15 protein-coding genes are annotated in these 19,652 nt (G+C 69.3%); 5 read left to right on the plus strand and 10 right to left on the minus strand.

Annotated features, from left to right (window positions below; translation table 11 throughout):
• The first annotated feature begins 175 nt into the window (after positions 1-175).
• Entirely contained in the window at positions 176-2,521 is a 2,346-nt protein-coding gene (locus AKG07_RS15100; RefSeq protein WP_053098636.1) for a DEAD/DEAH box helicase, read from the plus strand.
• Between the two features lie 189 nt (positions 2,522-2,710).
• Here the strand turns inward: AKG07_RS15100 and AKG07_RS15105 are convergent, their stop codons facing one another.
• Positions 2,711-3,250 (minus strand): YaeQ family protein, encoded by a 540-nt coding sequence (locus AKG07_RS15105; protein ID WP_053098637.1) that lies wholly within the window; start codon positions 3,248-3,250, stop codon positions 2,711-2,713.
• 64 nt (positions 3,251-3,314) lie between these two features.
• The gene (locus AKG07_RS15110) at positions 3,315-4,376 is read right to left on the minus strand and encodes an Rv2578c family radical SAM protein (protein ID WP_053099366.1); all 1,062 of its coding nucleotides are present in this window, start codon (positions 4,374-4,376) and stop codon (positions 3,315-3,317) included.
• An 83-nt stretch (positions 4,377-4,459) separates the two neighbouring features.
• Between AKG07_RS15110 and AKG07_RS15115 the strand changes: the two genes are divergently transcribed.
• Complete coding sequence (locus AKG07_RS15115; RefSeq protein ID WP_053098638.1) at positions 4,460-5,392, plus strand: M15 family metallopeptidase; 933 nt, start codon at positions 4,460-4,462, stop codon at positions 5,390-5,392.
• A 163-nt stretch (positions 5,393-5,555) separates the two neighbouring features.
• Complete coding sequence (locus tag AKG07_RS15120; protein WP_053098639.1) at positions 5,556-6,719, plus strand: acyl-CoA dehydrogenase family protein; 1,164 nt, start codon at positions 5,556-5,558, stop codon at positions 6,717-6,719.
• 118 nt (positions 6,720-6,837) lie between these two features.
• On the opposite strand, the gene AKG07_RS15125 is transcribed toward AKG07_RS15120, so the two are convergent.
• The 5 genes from AKG07_RS15125 to AKG07_RS15145 form a co-directional block, all read right to left on the minus strand.
• Positions 6,838-7,503 carry an ECF transporter S component gene (locus AKG07_RS15125; protein ID WP_082297967.1) on the minus strand — a complete coding sequence of 222 codons (666 nt, stop codon included), beginning with the start codon at positions 7,501-7,503 and terminating at the stop codon, positions 6,838-6,840.
• Complete coding sequence (locus tag AKG07_RS15130) at positions 7,500-8,375, minus strand: siderophore-interacting protein (protein ID WP_053098640.1); 876 nt, start codon at positions 8,373-8,375, stop codon at positions 7,500-7,502. Before AKG07_RS15130 ends, AKG07_RS15125 begins: the two co-directional genes overlap by 4 nt.
• 11 nt (positions 8,376-8,386) lie before the next feature.
• Positions 8,387-9,205 carry an energy-coupling factor transporter transmembrane component T gene (locus AKG07_RS15135; protein ID WP_053098641.1) on the minus strand — a complete coding sequence of 273 codons (819 nt, stop codon included), beginning with the start codon at positions 9,203-9,205 and terminating at the stop codon, positions 8,387-8,389.
• Positions 9,202-10,953 carry an ABC transporter ATP-binding protein gene (locus tag AKG07_RS15140; RefSeq protein ID WP_053098642.1) on the minus strand — a complete coding sequence of 584 codons (1,752 nt, stop codon included), beginning with the start codon at positions 10,951-10,953 and terminating at the stop codon, positions 9,202-9,204. The genes AKG07_RS15135 and AKG07_RS15140 overlap by 4 nt, the downstream gene beginning before the upstream one ends.
• A 99-nt stretch (positions 10,954-11,052) precedes the next feature.
• Positions 11,053-11,595: an ECF transporter S component gene (locus AKG07_RS15145; protein ID WP_053098643.1), complete on the minus strand. Its 543-nt coding sequence runs from the start codon at positions 11,593-11,595 to the stop codon at positions 11,053-11,055.
• Between the two features lie 145 nt (positions 11,596-11,740).
• On the opposite strand from AKG07_RS15145, the gene AKG07_RS15150 reads away from it, so the two are divergent.
• Positions 11,741-14,797 (plus strand): S8 family peptidase, encoded by a 3,057-nt coding sequence (locus tag AKG07_RS15150; protein WP_171821978.1) that lies wholly within the window; start codon positions 11,741-11,743, stop codon positions 14,795-14,797.
• A gap of 126 nt (positions 14,798-14,923) precedes the next feature.
• Here the strand turns inward: AKG07_RS15150 and AKG07_RS15155 are convergent, their stop codons facing one another.
• Positions 14,924-15,841 carry a pirin family protein gene (locus AKG07_RS15155; RefSeq protein WP_053098645.1) on the minus strand — a complete coding sequence of 306 codons (918 nt, stop codon included), beginning with the start codon at positions 15,839-15,841 and terminating at the stop codon, positions 14,924-14,926.
• Positions 15,841-16,158: a GNAT family N-acetyltransferase gene (locus AKG07_RS15160; RefSeq protein WP_053098646.1), complete on the minus strand. Its 318-nt coding sequence runs from the start codon at positions 16,156-16,158 to the stop codon at positions 15,841-15,843. Before AKG07_RS15160 ends, AKG07_RS15155 begins: the two co-directional genes overlap by 1 nt.
• Before the next feature lie 90 nt (positions 16,159-16,248).
• On the opposite strand from AKG07_RS15160, the gene recQ reads away from it, so the two are divergent.
• Positions 16,249-18,309, plus strand: a complete 2,061-nt coding sequence (gene recQ, locus AKG07_RS15165; protein WP_053098647.1) for a DNA helicase RecQ — start codon at positions 16,249-16,251, stop codon at positions 18,307-18,309.
• Positions 18,310-18,322: 13 nt separating this feature from the next.
• Here the strand turns inward: recQ and AKG07_RS15170 are convergent, their stop codons facing one another.
• Complete coding sequence (locus tag AKG07_RS15170; protein ID WP_053098648.1) at positions 18,323-19,594, minus strand: TetR/AcrR family transcriptional regulator; 1,272 nt, start codon at positions 19,592-19,594, stop codon at positions 18,323-18,325.
• Between the last annotated feature and the right edge of the window lie 58 nt (positions 19,595-19,652).

The following is a 19,652-nucleotide window of genomic DNA, read 5'->3' on the forward strand; positions in this document are numbered from 1 at the left end:
AGAAGTGTGAGTCCAGGGGCCGATGGTGAGCGTCGCTCGACGCTAATCAACCATCACATGAATGGCCCCGGCCGCTGACAGTCCGGAACCCCGTCCGATCGCATCCGATCCGGCGCTGGGTGCTCGCGCGTGTGCGCGGCGCTGTTCTCGTGCGAGAACTCAGAAGGACACACCCATGCCCAAGAACAAGAAGCCCCGCGGCGGACGCCCCTCCGCCAACTTCGAGCCGCGCTACGGCGCGAACAAGACCTCGTTCCACGACCGCCACGCCGGTGGGCGCGACAGCGCTCGCGACACCCGCGATTCCCGCGACGTGCGGGGCGGACGAGCGGATGCCGGCGAGCGGCGCACCCCGGCGGCCGGCTTCGACCGTCGTCCCGGCAGCCGCAGCGCCAGCCACCGCGGCTACCGTCCCGCAGAAGAGGGCGCACCCAAGCAGCGCTGGTCCTCGCAGGAGCGCGCGGGTCGCGATGAGGCCCGTGGCATCCGCAACCGTGCGGAGTCGGGTCGCCGCGAGGCACCGCACCGCGGCGGTTCCGAGCGTCCGCGCTTCGACGATCGTGCCGAGCGCCCCCGCTACAACGACCGTTCCTCCACGGGCTTCGACCGTCCGCGTCGCGATGACCGCGGCGGCCAGCGTCCGACCGGTCCCGGTACGTACCGCGATGAGCGCGGCGGCCAGCGCGACGAGCGTCCGCGCCGCGACGACCGCGGTGCGGGCACGCAGCGCCAGGGCTTCCGCGACAACGATCACCGCGATGGCGGACGTCCGGGCCGTGACCAGCGCTCCGGCGGCTTCCGCGACGATCGCGGTGGTCAGCGCTTCTCCCGTGACGAGCGCCCGCAGCGCGACGACCGCGGCGCATCCGAGCGTCCGCGCTTCAACCGCGACGACCGCTCGCCGCGTTCGGGCGACCGCACCGAGCGTCCGCGCTTCGACCGCGCGGCATCCGAGCGTCCCCGCTTCGACCGTGACGACCGCCCGCGTCGTGACGACCGTGGCGCGGGCCCGCGTCGCGATGACCGCGGCGCCGAGCGTTCCTACGACGCCGACCGCGCACGCCGTGCCTTCGACCGCGACCGCACGCAGCGGTCGATCGAGGGTGGGCGTGACGAGCGTTCGCGTCCCTCGACCGGTGGCGCGTACCGCACCGATCGTCCCCGCCCGCTGACGTCGGACACCCGCGGGCGGCCGTCGCGCAATGAGCGACCCAGCCGTAACGACTGGAACGCCACATCGAGCGCGGCACCCGCCAAGAAGTTCGAGCCGACGGACGACGTCGTGCACGAGCGCCTCGAGGCCAAGTCCGTCGCGGCGGTCGAGGTCGACGGTGTGACCTTCGGCGACCTGGGTCTCGGATCCAACATCGTCGAGACCCTCGTCGGCATGGGTGCGGCGACTCCGTTCCCCATCCAGGCGGCCAGCATCCCGGCCGTGCTCGAGGGGCGCGACGTCCTCGCCCGTGGCCGCACCGGCTCAGGCAAGACCATCGCCTTCGGCGCACCGCTCGTCGAGCGCGTGCTGCAGTCGCAGGCGGGCAAGCGCCGTGAGTTCGGCCGCTCGCCGCGCGCGATCATCCTCGCTCCCACGCGCGAGCTCGCACTGCAGATCGACCGGACCATCCAGCCGATCGCCCGCAGCGTCGGCCTGTTCACCACGCAGATCTACGGTGGCGTCCCGCAGGGCCGTCAGGTGGGTGCGCTGAAGAAGGGCGTCGACATCGTCATCGGCACCCCCGGTCGTGTCGAGGACCTCATCAACCAGGGCAAGCTCGACCTCTCCGACTGCCGCATCGCGGTGCTCGACGAGGCCGACCACATGTGCGAGCTCGGATTCGTCGAGCCCGTGCAGCGCATCCTGCGTCACACGGCCGACGGCAGCCAGAAGCTCCTCTTCTCGGCCACGCTCGACCGTGAGGTCGCGGCACTCGTCGACGAGTTCCTCGTCGACCCGGCCGTCTACGAGGTCGCCGGTGAAGATCAGGACTCGAGCACCATCGAGCACCGTGTGCTCGTGATCGAGCACCGCGACAAGGCCGAGATCCTCACCTCGCTCGTCGACCGCGACGGCAAGACCCTGGTCTTCGCCCGCACCCGCGCCTACGCCGACATGCTCGCCGAGCAGTTCGACGACGCCGGCATCCCCGCGGTCTCGCTGCACGGTGACCTCAACCAGGCCAAGCGCACGCGCAACCTGGAGCGCCTGACGTCGGGTCGCGTGAACGTGCTCGTCGCCACCGACGTCGCCGCCCGCGGAATCCACGTCGACGACATCGACCTGGTCGTGCAGGCAGACGCTCCTGACGAGTACAAGACGTACCTGCACCGTTCAGGCCGCACCGGCCGCGCCGGTCGCTCGGGACGCGTCGTCACGCTCATCACGCGTCAGCGCCAGCGTCGCATGACCGAGCTGCTGGAGCGTGCGGAGATCGACGCGCCGTTCGAGAACGCGCGCATCGACGACGACCTGATCGAGGAGATCGCCGGTCGCGTGCCGACCGCCGCCGACCTCACGGCCTGATCCGTCACGTTCGAAGGCCTCGCTCCCGCATTCGCGGCGGCGGGGCCTTCGTCGTTTGCTCGGCCGATCTGCGCTACAGGGATGCGCGGTGCGGTCGGGTGCGCGCCCAGCGAAGGAGATCTCTCACTCCGAAGGGCTGACGCGTCGGATCGCTCCTACGGAGCGCGTGATCTCCTTCCGAGCGGCGGCTCAGCCGAGCTGGTGTTCGTGGATGGCCGTGGTCAGTGTCGTGCCGTTGAGGTCGAGGTAGAGCACCTGCTCGGTCACGGTGAGCGTCATCGTGTTGCGGCGTGCGATGAGCGGTGCCGCGGAGTCGATGAAGCCGGGGTCGAAGCTGTAGACCCGGAGGTCCTCGGAGCGGTGGATGCGCTTGTCGGCCCACGGCGCCATGACCTTCGCGGGGTCGCGGTGCGTATAGACGACGGTGCGCTCGGCGAGGCGGCTGCCGTAGTGGAGGCGCTCTGCATCGGGCGCGCCGACTTCGATCCACGCCGTCGTCTTCCCGGTGAGGTCGCGCACCAGCACGGCGGGCTCATCGGTCTGCGAGATGCCGCCACCGAATGCGATGCCCTCGGTGAACTCGAGTCCATAGGCGAGCACGCGGGTCAGCATGTAGGCGTCGGTCTCGGACGGATGCCGCGCCACGCGCAGCGAGTAGTCGTCGTAGACACCGCGATCCATGTCGGCCAACTGGACGTCGAACGTGTGCATCGTGGAGCCGGTAGCCATAACGCTCGAGCCTACGCGCCCCGGGGGTGGCTTCCCGACCTCCGACGCTCCACCGGACCGGCGTTCAGAACAGCATCGGCTGTGCGGGGGCGGGCGCTGGCGTGAATGCGGGCGCCGGCCTCCCGTGCGGTGCAGAAGCCCGGATGCCGCGCACGGGGTAGTCGTCCTCGTGCTGCCCATCGAGTCCGTGCAGTCTGATCAGCGGCCGTGCGCGCTTCGCGAGCCATTGGCGGTAGCCCTTCGGCGCCTCGGCGGAGACTCCGGGGTACAACCCGCGATACGACGACACGAGGTCGGGGCGGAAACCCTCGAGCCACTGCATGAACCAGGGCTTCACTCCGGCGCGCAGGTGCAGAGCGCCGTAGATCACGCGGCTCGCTCCGGCCTCCTTGATGCGCCGCAGGGCGGTGTCGATCGCCTCGACCGAGTCGGTCATGTGGGGCATGATCGGCATCAGGAAGACGGTGACGCGGAAGCCGGCATCCCGCAGTGCGCGTACCGTGTCGAGCCGTGCCTGGGTCGTCGGAGTCCCGGGTTCGATCGCCTTCTGCAGATCGTCGTCGTACATCGCGATGGACATCTGGATGTCGACGGGAACGCGCTGCGCCGCCCGCACCAGCAGCGGGATGTCGCGCCTGATCAGGGTGCCTTTGGTGAGGATCGACATCGGTGTGCCCGACGTCGCGAGGACATCGATGATCCCCGGCATCAGCTTGTACCGACCCTCGGCGCGCTGATACGGATCGGTGTTCGTGCCCAGAGCGACCGTCTCGTGCTCCCAGCTGCCGCGACGCAGCTCCTTCTGCAGCACCTCGACGACGTTGACCTTCACGACGATCTGCGAATCGAAGTCCGATCCGCCGTCGAGATCGAGATACTCGTGCGTTCCTCGGGCGAAGCAGTAGACGCAGGCATGGCTGCACCCGCGGTACGGGTTGATGGTCCAGGCGAACGGCATGCGAGATGCGCCGGGCACATGGTTGAGGGCCGACTTCGACAGCACCTCATGGAACGTCATGCCTGCGAACTCCGGCGTGGTCACCGTGCGGAGCACGCTGGAGCGATCTTCGAGGCCGGGCAGCGCAGCGGCGTCGACGTCACCGAGTTTCTGTCCTTGCCACCGCATGTCCTCCATTCGAACATAAAGACGATACTCCGTCAACCGAGCGTGTGAATTCTGTTCGAATGGACATGAGGGACAATGGAAGCATGTTCTTCCCGCCGCAGCCTCAGCATGCGGCGCCGCGCTCCCCGATCCGCGGTCCCGCGCTGCCCATCGGTCTCGCGGCGACGGCGATCGGCGTGCTGCTGTCGCTGGCCGGTGCGCCGGTGGCCGAGACGACCGACGAGCTGGCGATGCCGCAGCCGTCCGTCGTGCAGGAGGTGCCGGCGGTCGAGGTCGGTGCGACCACCGCTGCCGATCCGTGTTCGGAGCCGAGCGTGCTCGAGGCGATAGCCGTCGCAGACGATGCGGCGATCATCGCCGGCTTCGGGGGTGGCGAGAGCTTCCGTTCCGCTGTCGTGGCGGGCAACGCACCCTGCATCGCGCTCGACGACCCGGCTCACGTCTGGGTCGTCGTCAACAAGGCGCGTCCGCTCGCTCCGGTCTCCTTCGCGCCGTCGTCGCTCGCCGACCTTCCGCTGCAGATGACCACCCGCTCCGGTCAGGCGCGGACGGACGTCGCCGCGGCGGTCGGAGAGATGGCGGATGCGGCGGCCGCAGAGGGCGCGGGGCGCATCGGAGCGAACAACGGCTACCGATCGTATGAGCTGCAGGTCGTGACCCACGCCTCCCATGTGCGCAACAGCGGGCAGGCGGGTGCGGACGCCTCGTCGGCGCGTGCCGGTCACAGCGAACATCAGACGGGGCTGGCGCTCGATCTCGTGGCGTGCGATTCGTCGTGCGGAGCCATCGAGTCGTTCGGCGCGACGGTGCAGGGGCAGTGGATCGCGGCGAACGCCTGGGAGTACGGCTTCATCGTGCGCTACGAGCAGGTCGGCTCCGGCATCACCGGATACAAGCCCGAGCCCTGGCACCTGCGATATCTCGGACGCGAGCTCGCGGCGGCGTATCACCACGGCGGGTATCACACGCTGGAGGAGTTCTTCGGGCTCCCCGCGGCCCCTGATTACGCCCACTGAGCGCAGTGACAGCGGCGCGTGTGCGACCGCATTGCGGCATCCGACAATCGCGGTACCGAGTCTCACGGATTGTGGGATGCATTCTCACAACGAGCTGTCGCGGTGTCGGCGACCCGGCATAGAATCGCCGGAGCAATGACGCACGAACGTTCGGGAGGACGCAATGGAACGCGACATCTACGAAGAGGATCACGAGGCCTTCCGCGACCTCGTCAAGGACTTCGTCAAGCGCCACGTGAACAACGAGGCCATCGAGCGGTGGGATGCCGCGGGTGAGATCGACCGGGCGACGATGCTGGCCGCAGGCGAGGCCGGTCTGATCGGACTGTCCGTCCCCGAGGAGTTCGGCGGTGCCGGCATGCTGCAGGACTACCGCTTCCGCACCATCGTCATGGAGGAGGTCATCGCTTCCGGAGCAGGGTCGCTCGCCGGTGCCTTCGGCATCCAGGACGACCTCGCCGTGCCCTACCTCGTGCACATGGGCACGCAGGAGCAGAAGGAGAAGTGGCTGCCCCGCATGGCCACGGGCGAGGTGCTCGGTGCGCTCGCCATGACCGATCCCGGCGCGGGCTCTGACCTGCGCGGCATCAAGACCAACGCGAAGAAGGTCGACGGGGGCTACATCCTCAACGGCGCCAAGACGTTCATCTCGTCGGGCTCGACGGCCGACGTCGTGGTGACCTTCGTCAAGACCGGTGAGGGCAACCGTCCCGACGCGTTCAGCCTGCTGCTCGTCGAGAAGGGCATGGAGGGCTTCGATCAGGGCAAGAAGCTCAGCAAGATGGGCTTCCACGGCTGGGACACGGCCGAGCTCAGCTTCACCGACGTGTTCATCCCCGACGAGAACCTCATCAGCGGCAAGGAGGGGCAGGGCTTCATCCAACTGATGCTGAACCTGCCGCTCGAGCGGCTGTCGATCGGCGTGGCCGCGGCCGCTGCCGCCCAGGCCGCCCTCGACTGGACCGTCGCCTACACGAAGGACCGTGAGGCGTTCGGTGAGCGCATCGCCGACTTCCAGAACACCCGCTTCCGGCTCGCCGACATGGCGGCGACCACCGACGCGATGTGGGCGTACATCGACCGTGCGCTGCTCGCCTACAAGAACAGCACCCTCACCGCCGAGGACGCTGCGAAGGTCAAGTTCTGGGCGACCGAGCGCGAGTGGGAGGTGCTCGACACGGGTGTGCAGCTGCACGGCGGCTACGGCTACATCATGGAGTACCCGATCGCCCGCGCCTTCACCGACGCCCGCGTGCACCGCATCTACGGCGGCACGAACGAGATCATGCGCGACCTCGTCGGCCGCCAGATCGTCGGCAAGCGCTGACGAACCTCTCAGAGAAGGGCCCCGGATGCCGGCATCCGGGGCCCTTCTCCTGTCGATGGCACGGCTGACCGCAGGAAACGGGCCTGCAGGCGCGCAGGCGGACACGAGCCAGCGCGGGTCAGCGGGGCAGTCGGCCACCGACGCCGGCCTTGCGCAGCCGATCGGCGATGAGGATGCCGAGTGCGGTGGCGCCGAGGCAGCTGCCGAGGGTCACGGCGAAGAAGGTGATCTGAAGGGGAAGCCCGAAGCTGCCGAGATCGAACGAGGCCCAGGCGAGGATCGGGTAGACGATGCCGACGATCAGTGCCCCGAGGTAGTGCAGCCAGGTTCCCCAGTAGCGCCAGAGGACGAACAGGAACGGCAGCTCGGTGAACGCCGCCCACCAGAGGTTGGTGGCCACGCTGCTGAAGCCGTAGCCCGAGAACGGCACGATCACGAGACCGGCCAGCAGGCCCACCAGCAGGCCGACGAGTGGGCGCCGCAGCAGGCGGAGGGCGATCACCGAGGGGAGCAGCCAGAGGCCGGCCAGCGCCACGCTCACGAAGGGCAGGCCGGGGAAGAGGATCGTCGAGATCCAGTTCGCCGGGGCGAGGAGCGCGCCACCGGCGACTCCGAGTGCCGCGCACGTCAGCAGGATCGCCGTCGGGATGCGGAATCGCGAGCGTCCGCCGCCGGTGCGGGGTCGATTCTGCACCTCGGAGCCCGATTCGCGGTGCGTTCCCGACCCCGCAGCGGCCGACACTTCCGCGTAGGGGTTCGAGCCCGATGCATCCGCGTCGTTCATGCGAGGGGCTCCGCCGCAGCCTCGCGCGCCGCCTTCGAGGTGGGCGAGGCCGCGCCGATCTTCCAGTAGCCGCAGAAGCTCACGTCGTTCTTGTCGACACCGCGCTCGCCGACGAGATGCTTGCGTGCACCCGAGGCCAGCGACTGCTCGCCCGCGGCGTACGCGTGGAAAGGCGCTGCCGGCAGTGTCAGCTCGCGCAGCCGGGCGAGGGCGAACGATCCGGGGTCGAACTCGTGCGGCCGCGCGAGCCAGATGATCTCGACGCCGGCGGGGTGCGGGAACTCCAGAGCGTCGGCCTCGGACGGCACCTCGATGATCGCCGTTCCCGTCGCGTCCGCAGGCAGTGACGCGCAGATCGAGGCGATCGCGGGGAGCGCCGTCTCATCGCCGACCAGCACCACGCGATCCGTTCCGCGCTGCGGGTTGAACGTGAGGCCCTCGTCGATGATGAGCACGTGCTCGCCGGGTTCGCAGGTCTCCGCCCAGCGTGACGCGGGGCCGGCCGTGCCGTCGGCCGCAGACCCGTGCAGCACGAAGTCGACGTCGATCTCGGCGCCCGACTCGGCGGTGGCCGCCCGGTACGCGCGCACGCTGTAGTTGCGCATGACCGGGCGCTCGCCGTCGGGGATCCGCAGGAACCTGAGGTATCCGAACATCTTGTTCGCCTTCGCGGGAACGCGGTCGAGCCCCGCATCGCCGCCGATCGGCAGGAACAGGCGGAACCACTGGTCGAAGCCCATCGGGCGGAACTTCTCGATCTCACCGCCTCCGAGCGTGACCCTCATCCAGTGCTCGGAGAGGCGCTCGGTGCGCAGCACGCTGAGATGGAGGAGTTCGGCGGTCTCGGGCTTGACCAGTCTGCTGTATGCCATGCGGGCGCCTTTCAGGGCAGCTGCCAGGGGAAGAAGAGCATGAAGATCGCGGCGGATGCGGCGATCGAGGCGACGATGAAGACGGTGTCTCGGATGCGGAACGGCACGAGGTGCCTCTCGGTGCGCGTCGAGTGCGCGCCGAAGGCCCGCGAGTCCATGGCCAGGGCCACGCGCTCGGCGTGGCGGATCGCACCCGCGAGCAGCGGAACGATGTATCCCCAGCCGCGAGCGATGCGCGCGAAGGGACTGCTGCCCCCATGGTGCCCTCGCACGCGATGCGCGGCTCTGATCACCGCGAGCTCGTGCCCGAAGCGCGGCACGAAGCGGAACGCGGCCAGGGCCGTGTAGCCGATGCGGTAGGGCACCCGCAGCTGCTGCACGCTGGCGCGCACGAGGTCGGGGCCGGTGGTGGTCAGGCCGCCGATGAGTGCGAGCGAGACGATCGCGCCGAGCCGCAGAGCCGTGGCGAAGCCGATCGCGAGGGCGCCCTGGCGCAGCGTCCAGTCGCCGAGCTGCACCACGGCAGCGGTGTCGCGCACGATCTCGGCGTCGACCCACAGCGAGAACCCGAGCCCGATGGCGATCATGCCGAGTGGGAGTGCGAGGAACAGCACCGCGGCGATGCGCCAGGTCACCCGCGATCCGATGACGATCACCGCGAGCGACAGCGCCAGGAAGGCGGCGGGCGTGGCGAGGTCGCGCACGAAGATCAGCAGCACCATGGCCGGGGCGACTCCCGCGATCTTCGCCAGCGGATTGAGCGCATACAGGAACTGGCGCCGAGACGATGCCGACATCGCGGCATACGGGTCGAAGGCGTGGGCGGTCATGCGATCGCCCGTCCCGCTGCGGCGAGCACGCGCTGCAGCGCCGGAAGGCGGAGCCCTGCCTCGACGAACGGCGTCTCGTGGGCGAAGAGCGCGTCGGTGCGGTCGGCGGCGTGCACGCGACCGTCTTTCAGGATCACCGTGTGCGACGTGTGCTCGGCGACGAGCTGCAGGTCATGGGTCACTATGACGATCGTCGTCCCCTCGTCACGCAGGTCGTGCAGCAGAGTGAGGAGCTCGGACGCCCGTGCACGATCCTGGCCGAAGGTCGGTTCGTCGAGGGCGAGCACCCGCGGGCGGGTGATCAGGGCCGTGCCGACCGAGAGGCGGCGCTTCTCGCCGCCCGAGAGCAGGAACGGATGCACATCGGCCTTGGCCTCGAGGCCGAAGCGCATCAGCATGGCGTCGACGCGCTCGCGCGTCTCGGCATCCGGGGTGTGCCGCAGCCGAAGTCCGTGCGCGAGCTCGTCGAACACGGTGTGCGCGATGAACTGGTGCTCCGGGTTCTGGAACACGAACCCGATGCGGCTCGAGAGCTCGCGCGGCGAGGCCGACCCGGGGTCCATGCCGTCGACCGTGACCTGCCGCCGGGGCGGCGGGACGACACCGGCGAGCGCCTGCAGAAGGGTGGTCTTTCCGGCGCCGTTGGTGCCGACGATCGCCGTCAGGGTTCCCGCCTCGATGTCGAGGTCGATGCCGTGCAGGATCTCCGTGCGGTGACGACGAACCATCAGCCCGCGGGCGCGGACGATCGGAGTGGCTGCACGGTCTGCCGCATCCGTCATTCCTTCGTGCGTCTGCAGGACCGACGCACGGATGCCGGAGGAGACAGCGGTATCCGGTCCTGCATCCGTGCCGTGGTCCTGCACACCGGACGGATCAGGAGTGGCGGATGCCGCCGCCAGTGCCGCGGCGAGCTCCTCGGGTGTCAATGGAAGGTCGTCGAGATGCAGTGTTCCGGCATCCCGCATCCGCAGCGCCGCGAGTGTCGCCGCAGGCAGCCAGACACCCATCTCGACGAGCTCCGCCGCGTGCCCCCGGATGATCCGGGCCGGTGGCCCGTCGAAGACGACCCGCCCTGCGCGGTCGAGCACGATCGTGCGGGTCAGGAACCCCATCGCGGCGTCGAGATTGTGCTCGACGAGCAGGATGCCGCGGTCGCCCGCTGCGATGACGTCGGTCAGTGCGGCGTAGACGTCGTCGATGCCCTGCGGATCGAGGTTCGCGGTCGGTTCGTCGAGCACGATCAGGGGCGACCCCATCGCCAGCGCGCACGCGATCGCGAGACGCTGACGCCCGCCGCCGGACAGGCGATCGGGGTTCTCATCGCGCCGCTCCCACAGGCCGACACGGCGTAGTGCGTCTTCGGTTCTCGTGCGCACCTCGTCGAGCGACAGCACCAGGTTCTCGGGGCCGAAGGCGACCTCGTCGTAGACCGTGCCGGTGACGATCTGGGCGTCCGGGTCCTGGAAGACCATCGCGACGTGGGTGCTCAGCGATGCGGTGTCGGCATCCGCCGTGCTGACTCCGCCGGCCTCGACCGATCCCGTCATGGTCGCGGGCACGGCGTGCGGGATCAGCCCGTTGAGCGCGAGCGTGAGCGTCGACTTGCCCGAACCCGAAGGGCCGAGCAGCAGCACCACCTCGCCGGCATCGATGTCGAAGGTGACGTCCCGCGGCGAGGGGTGCACAGCATCGGCGTGGGTGATCGAGAGGTCACGCACGCGGAGGAGAGGCGCAGATGAGCGCACGGCATAACCCCGGTTTCAGCGGATCGGTACCGTTCTAACTTAGCTGAGCCTTACCTGATCTGCACAGGCCGGACGGCTCGGAAGGGTCGGACGCCGTGATCAGCGCCGAGCGACGCCTGCGCGGCTGAGAGAAGATCCGATCGCGAGTCCTGCTGCGGTCCACGCGATCGGACCGAGCACCGCGATCACGAGGTAGGAGATCTCCGCCCACAGCGGGAAGGTCGCGAGGTCGACGGCGAAGAACACCACGACGGCCACGATGACCCCGATGATCGCTGCGGAGATGAAGAAGCGCCAAGGGCCCCAGGAGCGGTAGCGGGTGAGCGCGGCGATGCCCTCCTGGATCGCCCCGAACAGCAGCGCGGTGCCGATGAAGCGCAGCGTCCAGGCGGGATTGAACGCGCTCGAGATGAGGGCGGCGAACACGTGCGTGACGAGGGCCACGAAGGGGCGGCGCAGCACCTCCTGAGCGATGATCCCCGGCAGCACGTGCGAGCCGAGCACGAGTCCGTAGAGATACGGAGCGCCCACGATGACGATCGGCGTGATGAGCCCGGCGATCCCCCCGAGGATGCCCGTGGCGACGCCGATCGCGGCGCAGACCAGCAGCACGCGGGTCGTCAGAACGGGGGAGGGGGCCACCCCTCCAGCCTACTGTCGACCATTGTCGACACGGCTGGCCGTTCGTCCAGGAATAATCCCCGACCCTGGTGTGTGGACGGAAGCCGGGCGTAGCTTGAACGGCGGTGCGGCACCGCAGTCGCACCGTGATCATCGGGAGAAGCACATGGGTCGAACACCCCTCCGGATGGCAGCGGCCACCACCCTGGCAACGCTGTTCATCGCATCGACGGCAACCGCAGGCTACGCAGGCACGGAGGAGGTGACAAACCCCACTCCGGTCGACGGCACGCCCGGTCACTACATCGTCGTGCTGAAGTCCGATCCGCTCGCGAGCTACACCGGCGACGTCAACGGGCTCAAGGCCACCAAGCCCGCCGAAGGCGAGCAGCTCGAGACGCAGTCGCAGGATTCGCAGCGCTACGTGCAGCACCTCGAGGCCGAGCAGCAGACGGTCGCGCAGGAGGCGGGAGTCACTCCCGAGATCAGCTACCAGGTCGTGCTCAACGGCTTCAGCGCCGAGCTCACGGGCGCGCAGGTCGACAAGCTGCGTGCGTCGAAGGACGTGTACGACGTCTACCCCGACTTCATCCGTCACCCCGACGCGCAGACCTCGACGGACTTCCTCGGTCTCGGCGATGACAAGAAGGGGCGTGGCGGCGTCTGGCAGCAGACCGGCGGCGTCGACAAGGCCGGCGAGGGCGTGGTCGTGGGTGTCATCGACACGGGCATCGCTCCCGAGCACCCCTCCTTCGAGAGCAAGAAGCTCAAGAAGCAGCCGAAGAACGACAAGCGCCACAAGGGCGGTCAGCCGTACACCGACGGCACCTTCGTCTACTTCGACAAGTCCGACGGCGGCCAGTTCCAGAGCACGATGGTCGAGGCTCAGGAGTGGGACAAGGGCGACTACTCGTCGAAGCTCATCGGAGCCCAGTACTTCTACACCGGCGCCGAGGCGGCCGGATTCGACTTCCAGTACGACTACCTCTCGCCGCGCGACGGCGACGGCCACGGTTCGCACACCGCGAGCACGGCGGCCGGCAACTTCGGCGTGAAGGCCTCGATCGAGGACGTCGACTTCGGCAAGATCTCGGGGGTCGCCCCCGGAGCCAAGGTCGCCGCCTACAAGGCCTGCTACGTCGGGCCCGATGAGGCCGTCACCACCGATGACATCTGCGCGGGCAGCGACCTGATCGCCGCAATCGACCAGGCGGTCGCCGACGGCGTCGACGTGATCAACTACTCGATCGGCGGCGGAGCGGCATCCACCGTGCTCGCCCCCGAGGACATCGCGTTCTTCAACGCGGCGGCAGCCGGCGTCTTCGTCGCCACGAGCGCCGGCAACGACGGTCCCGACTCCGTCACCGCCGACCACGCCTCCCCCTGGTACACCACGGTCGCGGCATCGACGATCCCGACGTGGGAGGGCACCGTGCAGTTCGACGGCTTCGCCCAGGCCGGCGCATCGGTGAGCGTGCCGTTCGGCACGACTGTCACCGGGCCGTCGATCTACGCGGGTGACGCGCCGGCTGCCGGACAGGCTGCCGCCGATGCCGCGCTGTGCCTTCCGGGCACGCTGGATGCGGCGAAGGTCACGGCTCACATCGTGGTCTGCGACCGCGGGGGCAACGCCCGCGCCGAGAAGTCGCAGGTCGTGAAGGATGCCGGCGGCATGGGCGTCGTGCTCGTGAACGTGCCCGGTGGTGCGGACTCGCTCGACAACGACTTCCACGCGGTGCCCACCGTGCACCTTTCGTCCGTGCATCGCGCAGCCGTGCTCGCCTATGTGCAGGGCGGCACCGATCGCCCGATCACGCTCGTCGGCGAGAACACGACCGGTGTCGTGACCCCGGTGCCCCAGATCGCCGGCTTCTCGAGCCGTGGCCCGATGCTCGCCGACGGCAGCGACATCATGAAGCCCGACATCGCAGCCCCCGGCGTCGCGATCCTCGCGGCCACGCAGAACGGGCCCGGAGAGGCGCCGACCTTCGGCATCCTGTCGGGCACGTCGATGGCGTCACCGCACATCGCCGGTCTCGCGGCGCTGTACCTCGGCGAGCGTCCCAACGCGAAGCCGGCTGAGGTCAAGTCGGCCATGATGACGACCGCCTACGACACGGTGAACCCCGACGGCTCGGCCAACAAGGACCCGTTCCAGCAGGGTGCGGGCCAGGTCGACCCGAAGCGCTACTTCAACCCGGGCCTGCTCTACCTGAACGACGTGCCCGACTGGGCCGCGTTCCTCGAGGGCAAGGGTCTGGCGGAGTTCGACGGCGTCGAGCCGATCGACGGCAGCGACCTGAACATCGCATCGTTCTCGATCGGATCGCTCGCGAGCGCGCAGAGCGTCACCCGCACGGTCACGGCGACCGAGAAGGGCACGTTCACGGCATCCGTCGATCTGCCCGGCGTCGACGTGACCGTCGAGCCCTCGACGCTGAAGTTCACCAAGCCCGGCCAGACCGCGACCTACACGGTCACGTTCGACAACCAGAGTGCTCCCGTCGAGCAGTGGGCGACCGGGTCGCTCACCTGGACGAGCAAGAGCAACTCGGTGCGCTCGCCGATCGCGGTCTTCCCCGTGACGGCCGACGCGCCGGCCGAGGTCGAGGGCACCGGAGTCGAGGGGGCGACCACGGTCGAGATCACCCCCGGCGTCGACGGTGCTCTGGCGCTCGGGCTCTCGGGACTCACGCCGTTCACTCTGCTGGAGGACCCCGACGGCCGTGTCGTCGGACACTCGGGCGATGAGGCGTCGGGCGATGAGAACAAGGACGTGTCGTGGATCGTCGACGTGCCGGCGGGCACGACGCTCTCGCGCTTCGACCTCGACTCGTCGGATGACGCGGGCAGCGACCTCGACCTGACCGTCTACCGGGTCGTGAGCGCCGACGACCTGCGCTACTACGAGCGCTGGCAGTCGGCGACCGGTTCGGCGGATGAGCAGGTCACACTCCCGGCTCCGACGGCGGGCACCTACCTGGTGGTCGCGAACGTCTACTCGACCTCGGCCCCGATGACGTGGGACTTGACCTACGCCAACGTGCAGCCCGAGGGTGAAGGGGCGTTCACCGCGACCCCGAACCCGATCGAGGCCGTCCGCGGCCAGGCGACGAGCTACGAGCTGAGCTGGACCGGCCTCACCGCCGGCACCCGGTACCTCGGCCTCGTGCAGTACGGCGAGTCCGCCGTGCGCACGATCGTGACGGTCGACGCGCAGTAGCGATCAGCGCCGGCGCCCCGTGCTCTTCGGAGCGCGGGGCGCCGTCGCGTGCGGTCGCCGCATCGTCGAGGCCGCGTCGAGGCCGCGTCGCGTCGCGCGCGGGGCGCGGCGTCGCAGTCAGAGCCGTCAGATCTTGCGGCCGCGCGGCATCAGCCGCACGTCGGGAAGAGGCGGAGCGGGGATGCGGACGTCGTGCCCTTCGACGACACCGAACCGAGCGGAGGCCGCCTCCCACTCGGTGCGAGCCTCGACGATCTCCTCGTGCGTGCGTCCGGCGAAGTTCCACCACATGACGATCTCGTCCTCGAAGGGCTCGCCGCCGATGAGGAACAGCAGCGCTCCCTGTGCGCTGGACACCTCGACCGAGTCCCTCGAGTCGCCGAGGTACAGCATGTCGTTCGACGACATCCCGTGCGTGGCGACGACGGCATCACCCTCGACGAGCATGAGGCCATGCTCCCATCCCGAACGCAAGGGCAGGTGCAGACGAGCGCCCGCGGGGATCCGGATTTCCGCGCCGACGATCGGGGTGTGCACGGTGGCGGGCGATGAGGTGCCGGCGAACTCGCCGAGGACGACGGTGGCGGTGGCGTCCTGACCCTCGTCGGCAGGGAGCGGCAGCTGTGGCAGCTCGGTGTGCCGTTCGAAACCGGCAGCGCCGTGCCGTGCGCTCTCGGGCAGCACCACCCAGAACTGCAGGGCGTCGAGGGGGATCGGATCATCACCGATCGAGTACTCCGAATGCGAGATGCCGTTGCCGGCGGTCATGAGGTTCAGCTGGCCCCTGCGGAGGTCGGCGTCGCTGCCGACCGAGTCCCGGTGACGGATCTCTCCGACCAGCGGCCAGGTCACGGTCTGCAGGCCGATGTGCGGATGCGGTTCGACCCGCATCCTGGTGTCGGCGGGGCCGAACCGGTCGAGGAAGCACCACGCACCGATGGTCGGGAGGTTGCGATGCGGCAGCACGCGCAGCACGTTCATCCCGCGCACCCCGCCGAGCGGCACCTCGCGTGGCTCGAGCACGATGCGTCGTTCGCCGATCATCACGCCTCCGTCGGAGCAGCGCCGGGCCGCTTGGGCCAGCGGATCTCGGCGCCCGGGATTTCATGCGTCGTCAGGTACTTCGCGATGTACGGGCAGAGCGGCATGATCGCGTCGCGGGATGCCGCGGCATCCGTCAGGGCGCGCTCAGCGAGGATCCCCGCGAGTCCCTGACCCTGGAACGCGGGGTCGATCTCGGTGTGGATGAAGCGGATCGCGCCCGGACGCAGCTCGAACTCGGCGAAGCCCGCGAGCGTCTCATCCGAGTGGATCTCGTAGCGGGAGGCGTCGTCGTTGCGGGTGACGGTGATGTCGGTCATCGGGGCTCCTTCGGGCGTCTGCCACAAACCTACGCCCGCTGAGCGTCCACAGGCGCGGCCGACGTCGGCGGGGGTCGTTACGCTGGAGGGATGCCGCAGACTCCCCGTGACCCGTACGAGGATCTGCCCTACGCCGACGAGCCGTGGGACGGCGCAGGGTGGGAGCCCTCCGAGCCGCCCGAGCCGATGGACTGGGAGCCGCAGGGCGCCGGGTACGAGCCGCCGCTCGACTGGGGCCAGGGCCCCGTGACACCGGTCGGATCGGCGTCCGCGCGGTCATCCGCACGCTCATCTGCTCCCGGGGTGACGGCGACGGCCGCGCGACAGGCGGCCCCCAGTCGATACGCGACTGCGGCCGAGGCGCTGCACACGGTCTTCGGCTACGACGAGTTCCGCGGCGATCAGGCCGCGATCGTCGATCAGGTCATCTCGGGCGGTGACGCTGTCGTGCTCATGCCCACCGGCGGCGGCAAGAGCGTCACCTATCAGGTGCCCGCACTCGTGCGCGAGGGCACCGGCCTCGTGATCAGCCCGCTCATCGCTCTCATGCACGACCAGGTCGACGCGCTCCGGGCCAACGGCGTCAACGCCGCCTATCTCAACTCGACCCAGGCGATCGAAGAGCGGCGCGAGGTCGAACGGGCGTACGTCGCCGGCGAACTCGACCTCATCTACGTCGCCCCCGAGCGGCTGTCCTCGCCGCAGACGACCGCCCTGCTGCAGCGCGGCACGCTCAGCGTCATCGCGATCGACGAGGCGCACTGCGTGTCGCAGTGGGGTCATGACTTCCGCCCCGACTACCTCGCACTCGGCGATCTGGGCGAGCGGTTCCCCGGTGTTCCGCGCATGGCGCTCACGGCCACCGCCACCCGGGCGACGCACAAGGAGCTCACCGAGCGACTGCGTCTCGACGCCGCCCAGCACTACGTGGCCAGCTTCGACCGGCCCAACATCCAGTATCGGATCGTGCCCAAGGTCGATCCGCGCAAGCAGCTCGTCTCGTTCATCCGCGCGCAGCCGGAGGGCTCAGTCGGCATCGTCTACGCGCTGAGCCGGAAGTCCGTCGAGCAGACCGCGACCTATCTCGCCGCTCAGGGCTTCGACGCGCTGCCGTATCACGCCGGTCTTCCGGCCGAGGTGCGCGCGAAGAACCAGTCCCGGTTCCTGCGCGAGGACGGCGTCGTGATGGTCGCGACGATCGCCTTCGGCATGGGAATCGACAAGCCCGATGTGCGCTTCGTCGCTCACATCGACCTGCCGAAGTCCGTCGAGGGCTACTACCAGGAGACCGGTCGCGCGGGCCGTGACGGCGAGCCGTCGATCGCCTGGATGGCGTATGGCCTGGGTGACGTGGTGCAGCAGCGCCGCATGATCGACCAGAGCCCGGGCGATCGCACGTTCAAGATGCGCCTGGGGCAGCACCTCGACGCGATGCTCGCGCTGTGCGAGACGGTCGAGTGCCGCCGCCAGAACCTTCTCGGCTACTTCGGGCAGGACTCGCAGCCGTGCGGCAACTGCGACACGTGCCTCGACGAGACCGAGACCTTCGACGGCCTGATCCCGGCACAGAAGCTGCTCTCGACGATCGTGCGGCTCAAGCGCGAGCGCAATCAGGCCTTCGGAGCCGGGCATCTGATCGACATCCTCCGCGGAGCCTCGACCGAGCGCATCCGTCAGCAGGGGCACGAGAAGCTCGCGACCTATGGAATCGGCGCCGACCTCTCCGACCAGGACTGGCGCAGCGTCGTCCGCCAGCTGCTCGCACGGGGGATCATCGTGGCCCAGGGCGACTACGGCACGCTCGCTCCGGGCGAGCAGTCGGCCGGCGTTCTGAAGGGCGAGACCCCGGTGCCGTTGCGCAAGGACACGATCGGACGCCCCGCTTCGTCGCCGCGGGCACGCAAGGCGAGTGCGGCGGACGCGCTCGATCAGTCCGACCGCCCGCTCTTCGAGGCGCTGCGGGCGTGGCGCGCCGAGACGGCGCGCGAGCAGGGCGTTCCGGCGTACATCGTCTTCGGCGATGCGACGCTGCGTGCGCTCGCCGAGCATCGTCCGGCTTCGCTGGCCGACCTCGACGGGATCACGGGGATCGGCGCCAAGAAGCGGGATGCCTACGGCGAGGGAGTGCTCACCGTCATCGCGGCCGGCTGACGCAGGGCGCCGTTCAGCTCGGCAGCACGTCTTCGAGATGCGCGCGCAGGTGGGCGCCGACGTCGACGGCCCCGCGGTCGTAGAGCCACTGGTACTGCAGGCCGTCCCACAGGGCGATCAGCCAGATCGCCTCGTGCTCGGGGTCGCGGTGCTCGGGCAGATCGCCGTCGATGCGGGCGAGACGGAACAGCTCGGTGAAGTAATCGATCGCCTGGGAGAACCGCGTGGCGAAGTAGTCGTGCGCAGGGTGCATGGCCGGCACCGCTTCGCAGGAGAGCACCGCGTAGACCTCGATGAGGCCGGGCTCGTCGAGTGCGCTCACCCGTGCTCCGAGCGGGATCGCGCGCAGCGCGTCGGAGGCTCGCTCGGCATGGGTGGACTCGCTGCGCACACGGATCGCGCTGTCGCGCTCGGAGAGCACCGCGCTGAGCAGCAGTTCCTTCGACGGGTAGTGGTGGAGCAGAGTGGACTTCGAGACGCCGACAGCCTGGGCGATGTCCCGAAGACTGGTGTCCCCGTAGCCGTCCTGGGAGAACAGGCGTGAGGCGTCGGCGAGGATCTGCGCGCGGCGGCGCCGTCCCACCTCGTATCCCGGCGAGTCGTCGACGGCGGGCTCTCCGAACACAGGCGGCAGGGGGCCGGCAGCGGTCGAAGAAGGGTCGGGGCTGTCGGCATCCCGCCACCCGTAGGGCAGTGCCCACAGGGCTTCGCGCTCCTCGAGCGTCTGCACGACGTCGACCCGCTCAGGCAGATACTGAGAGATCAGCTGCAGCCCGTCCCAGCCCGCGCTGTGACGCACGGACTCGTCCGCGACGTCGCGGTCGGCGCCGATCGTCCCATGCAGCGCCGCATCTTCGAGGACATCCGTGCTGAGGCGGTGCAGGCGTGCATACCGCTGGCGCATCCGCTCGTGCGCCGGGTGTCCGGAGGCGGATGCTTCCCCGGTGAGTGCGGCGAAGAGCTCGAGGTAGCCGGGGGTGCGCGCGTTGCGTCGAGCCACGTCCGCGAAGATCAGTTCACCGGAATCGGATGCCGCAGCGAGCAGGTCGAATGCCCGTTCGTTGTCGTCCTCGAAACCGGCGACGACCTCGGCGAGCAGGTCGTCCTTCGACGCGAAGTGTCCGAGCAGCCCCGGATGGCTCACGGATGCCGCGGCGGCGATGTCGCGCAGGGACGTCGAACGGTATCCGTTCGAGACGAAGAGCTCTCGGGCCGCGTCCACGATCCGCTGACGCGTGGCCGCGGCGCGCGCCTGGCGCGAGCCCGTCGTGGCTGCTGTCGTCATCCCGTCCACCCTTCCCTCTCATTCTCTCTCATTACCAATCGGTAGACATTCACTTACC

The sequence above is a fragment of the Microbacterium sp. CGR1 genome, from assembly GCF_001266755.1.
Lineage (GTDB): Bacteria > Actinomycetota > Actinomycetes > Actinomycetales > Microbacteriaceae > Microbacterium.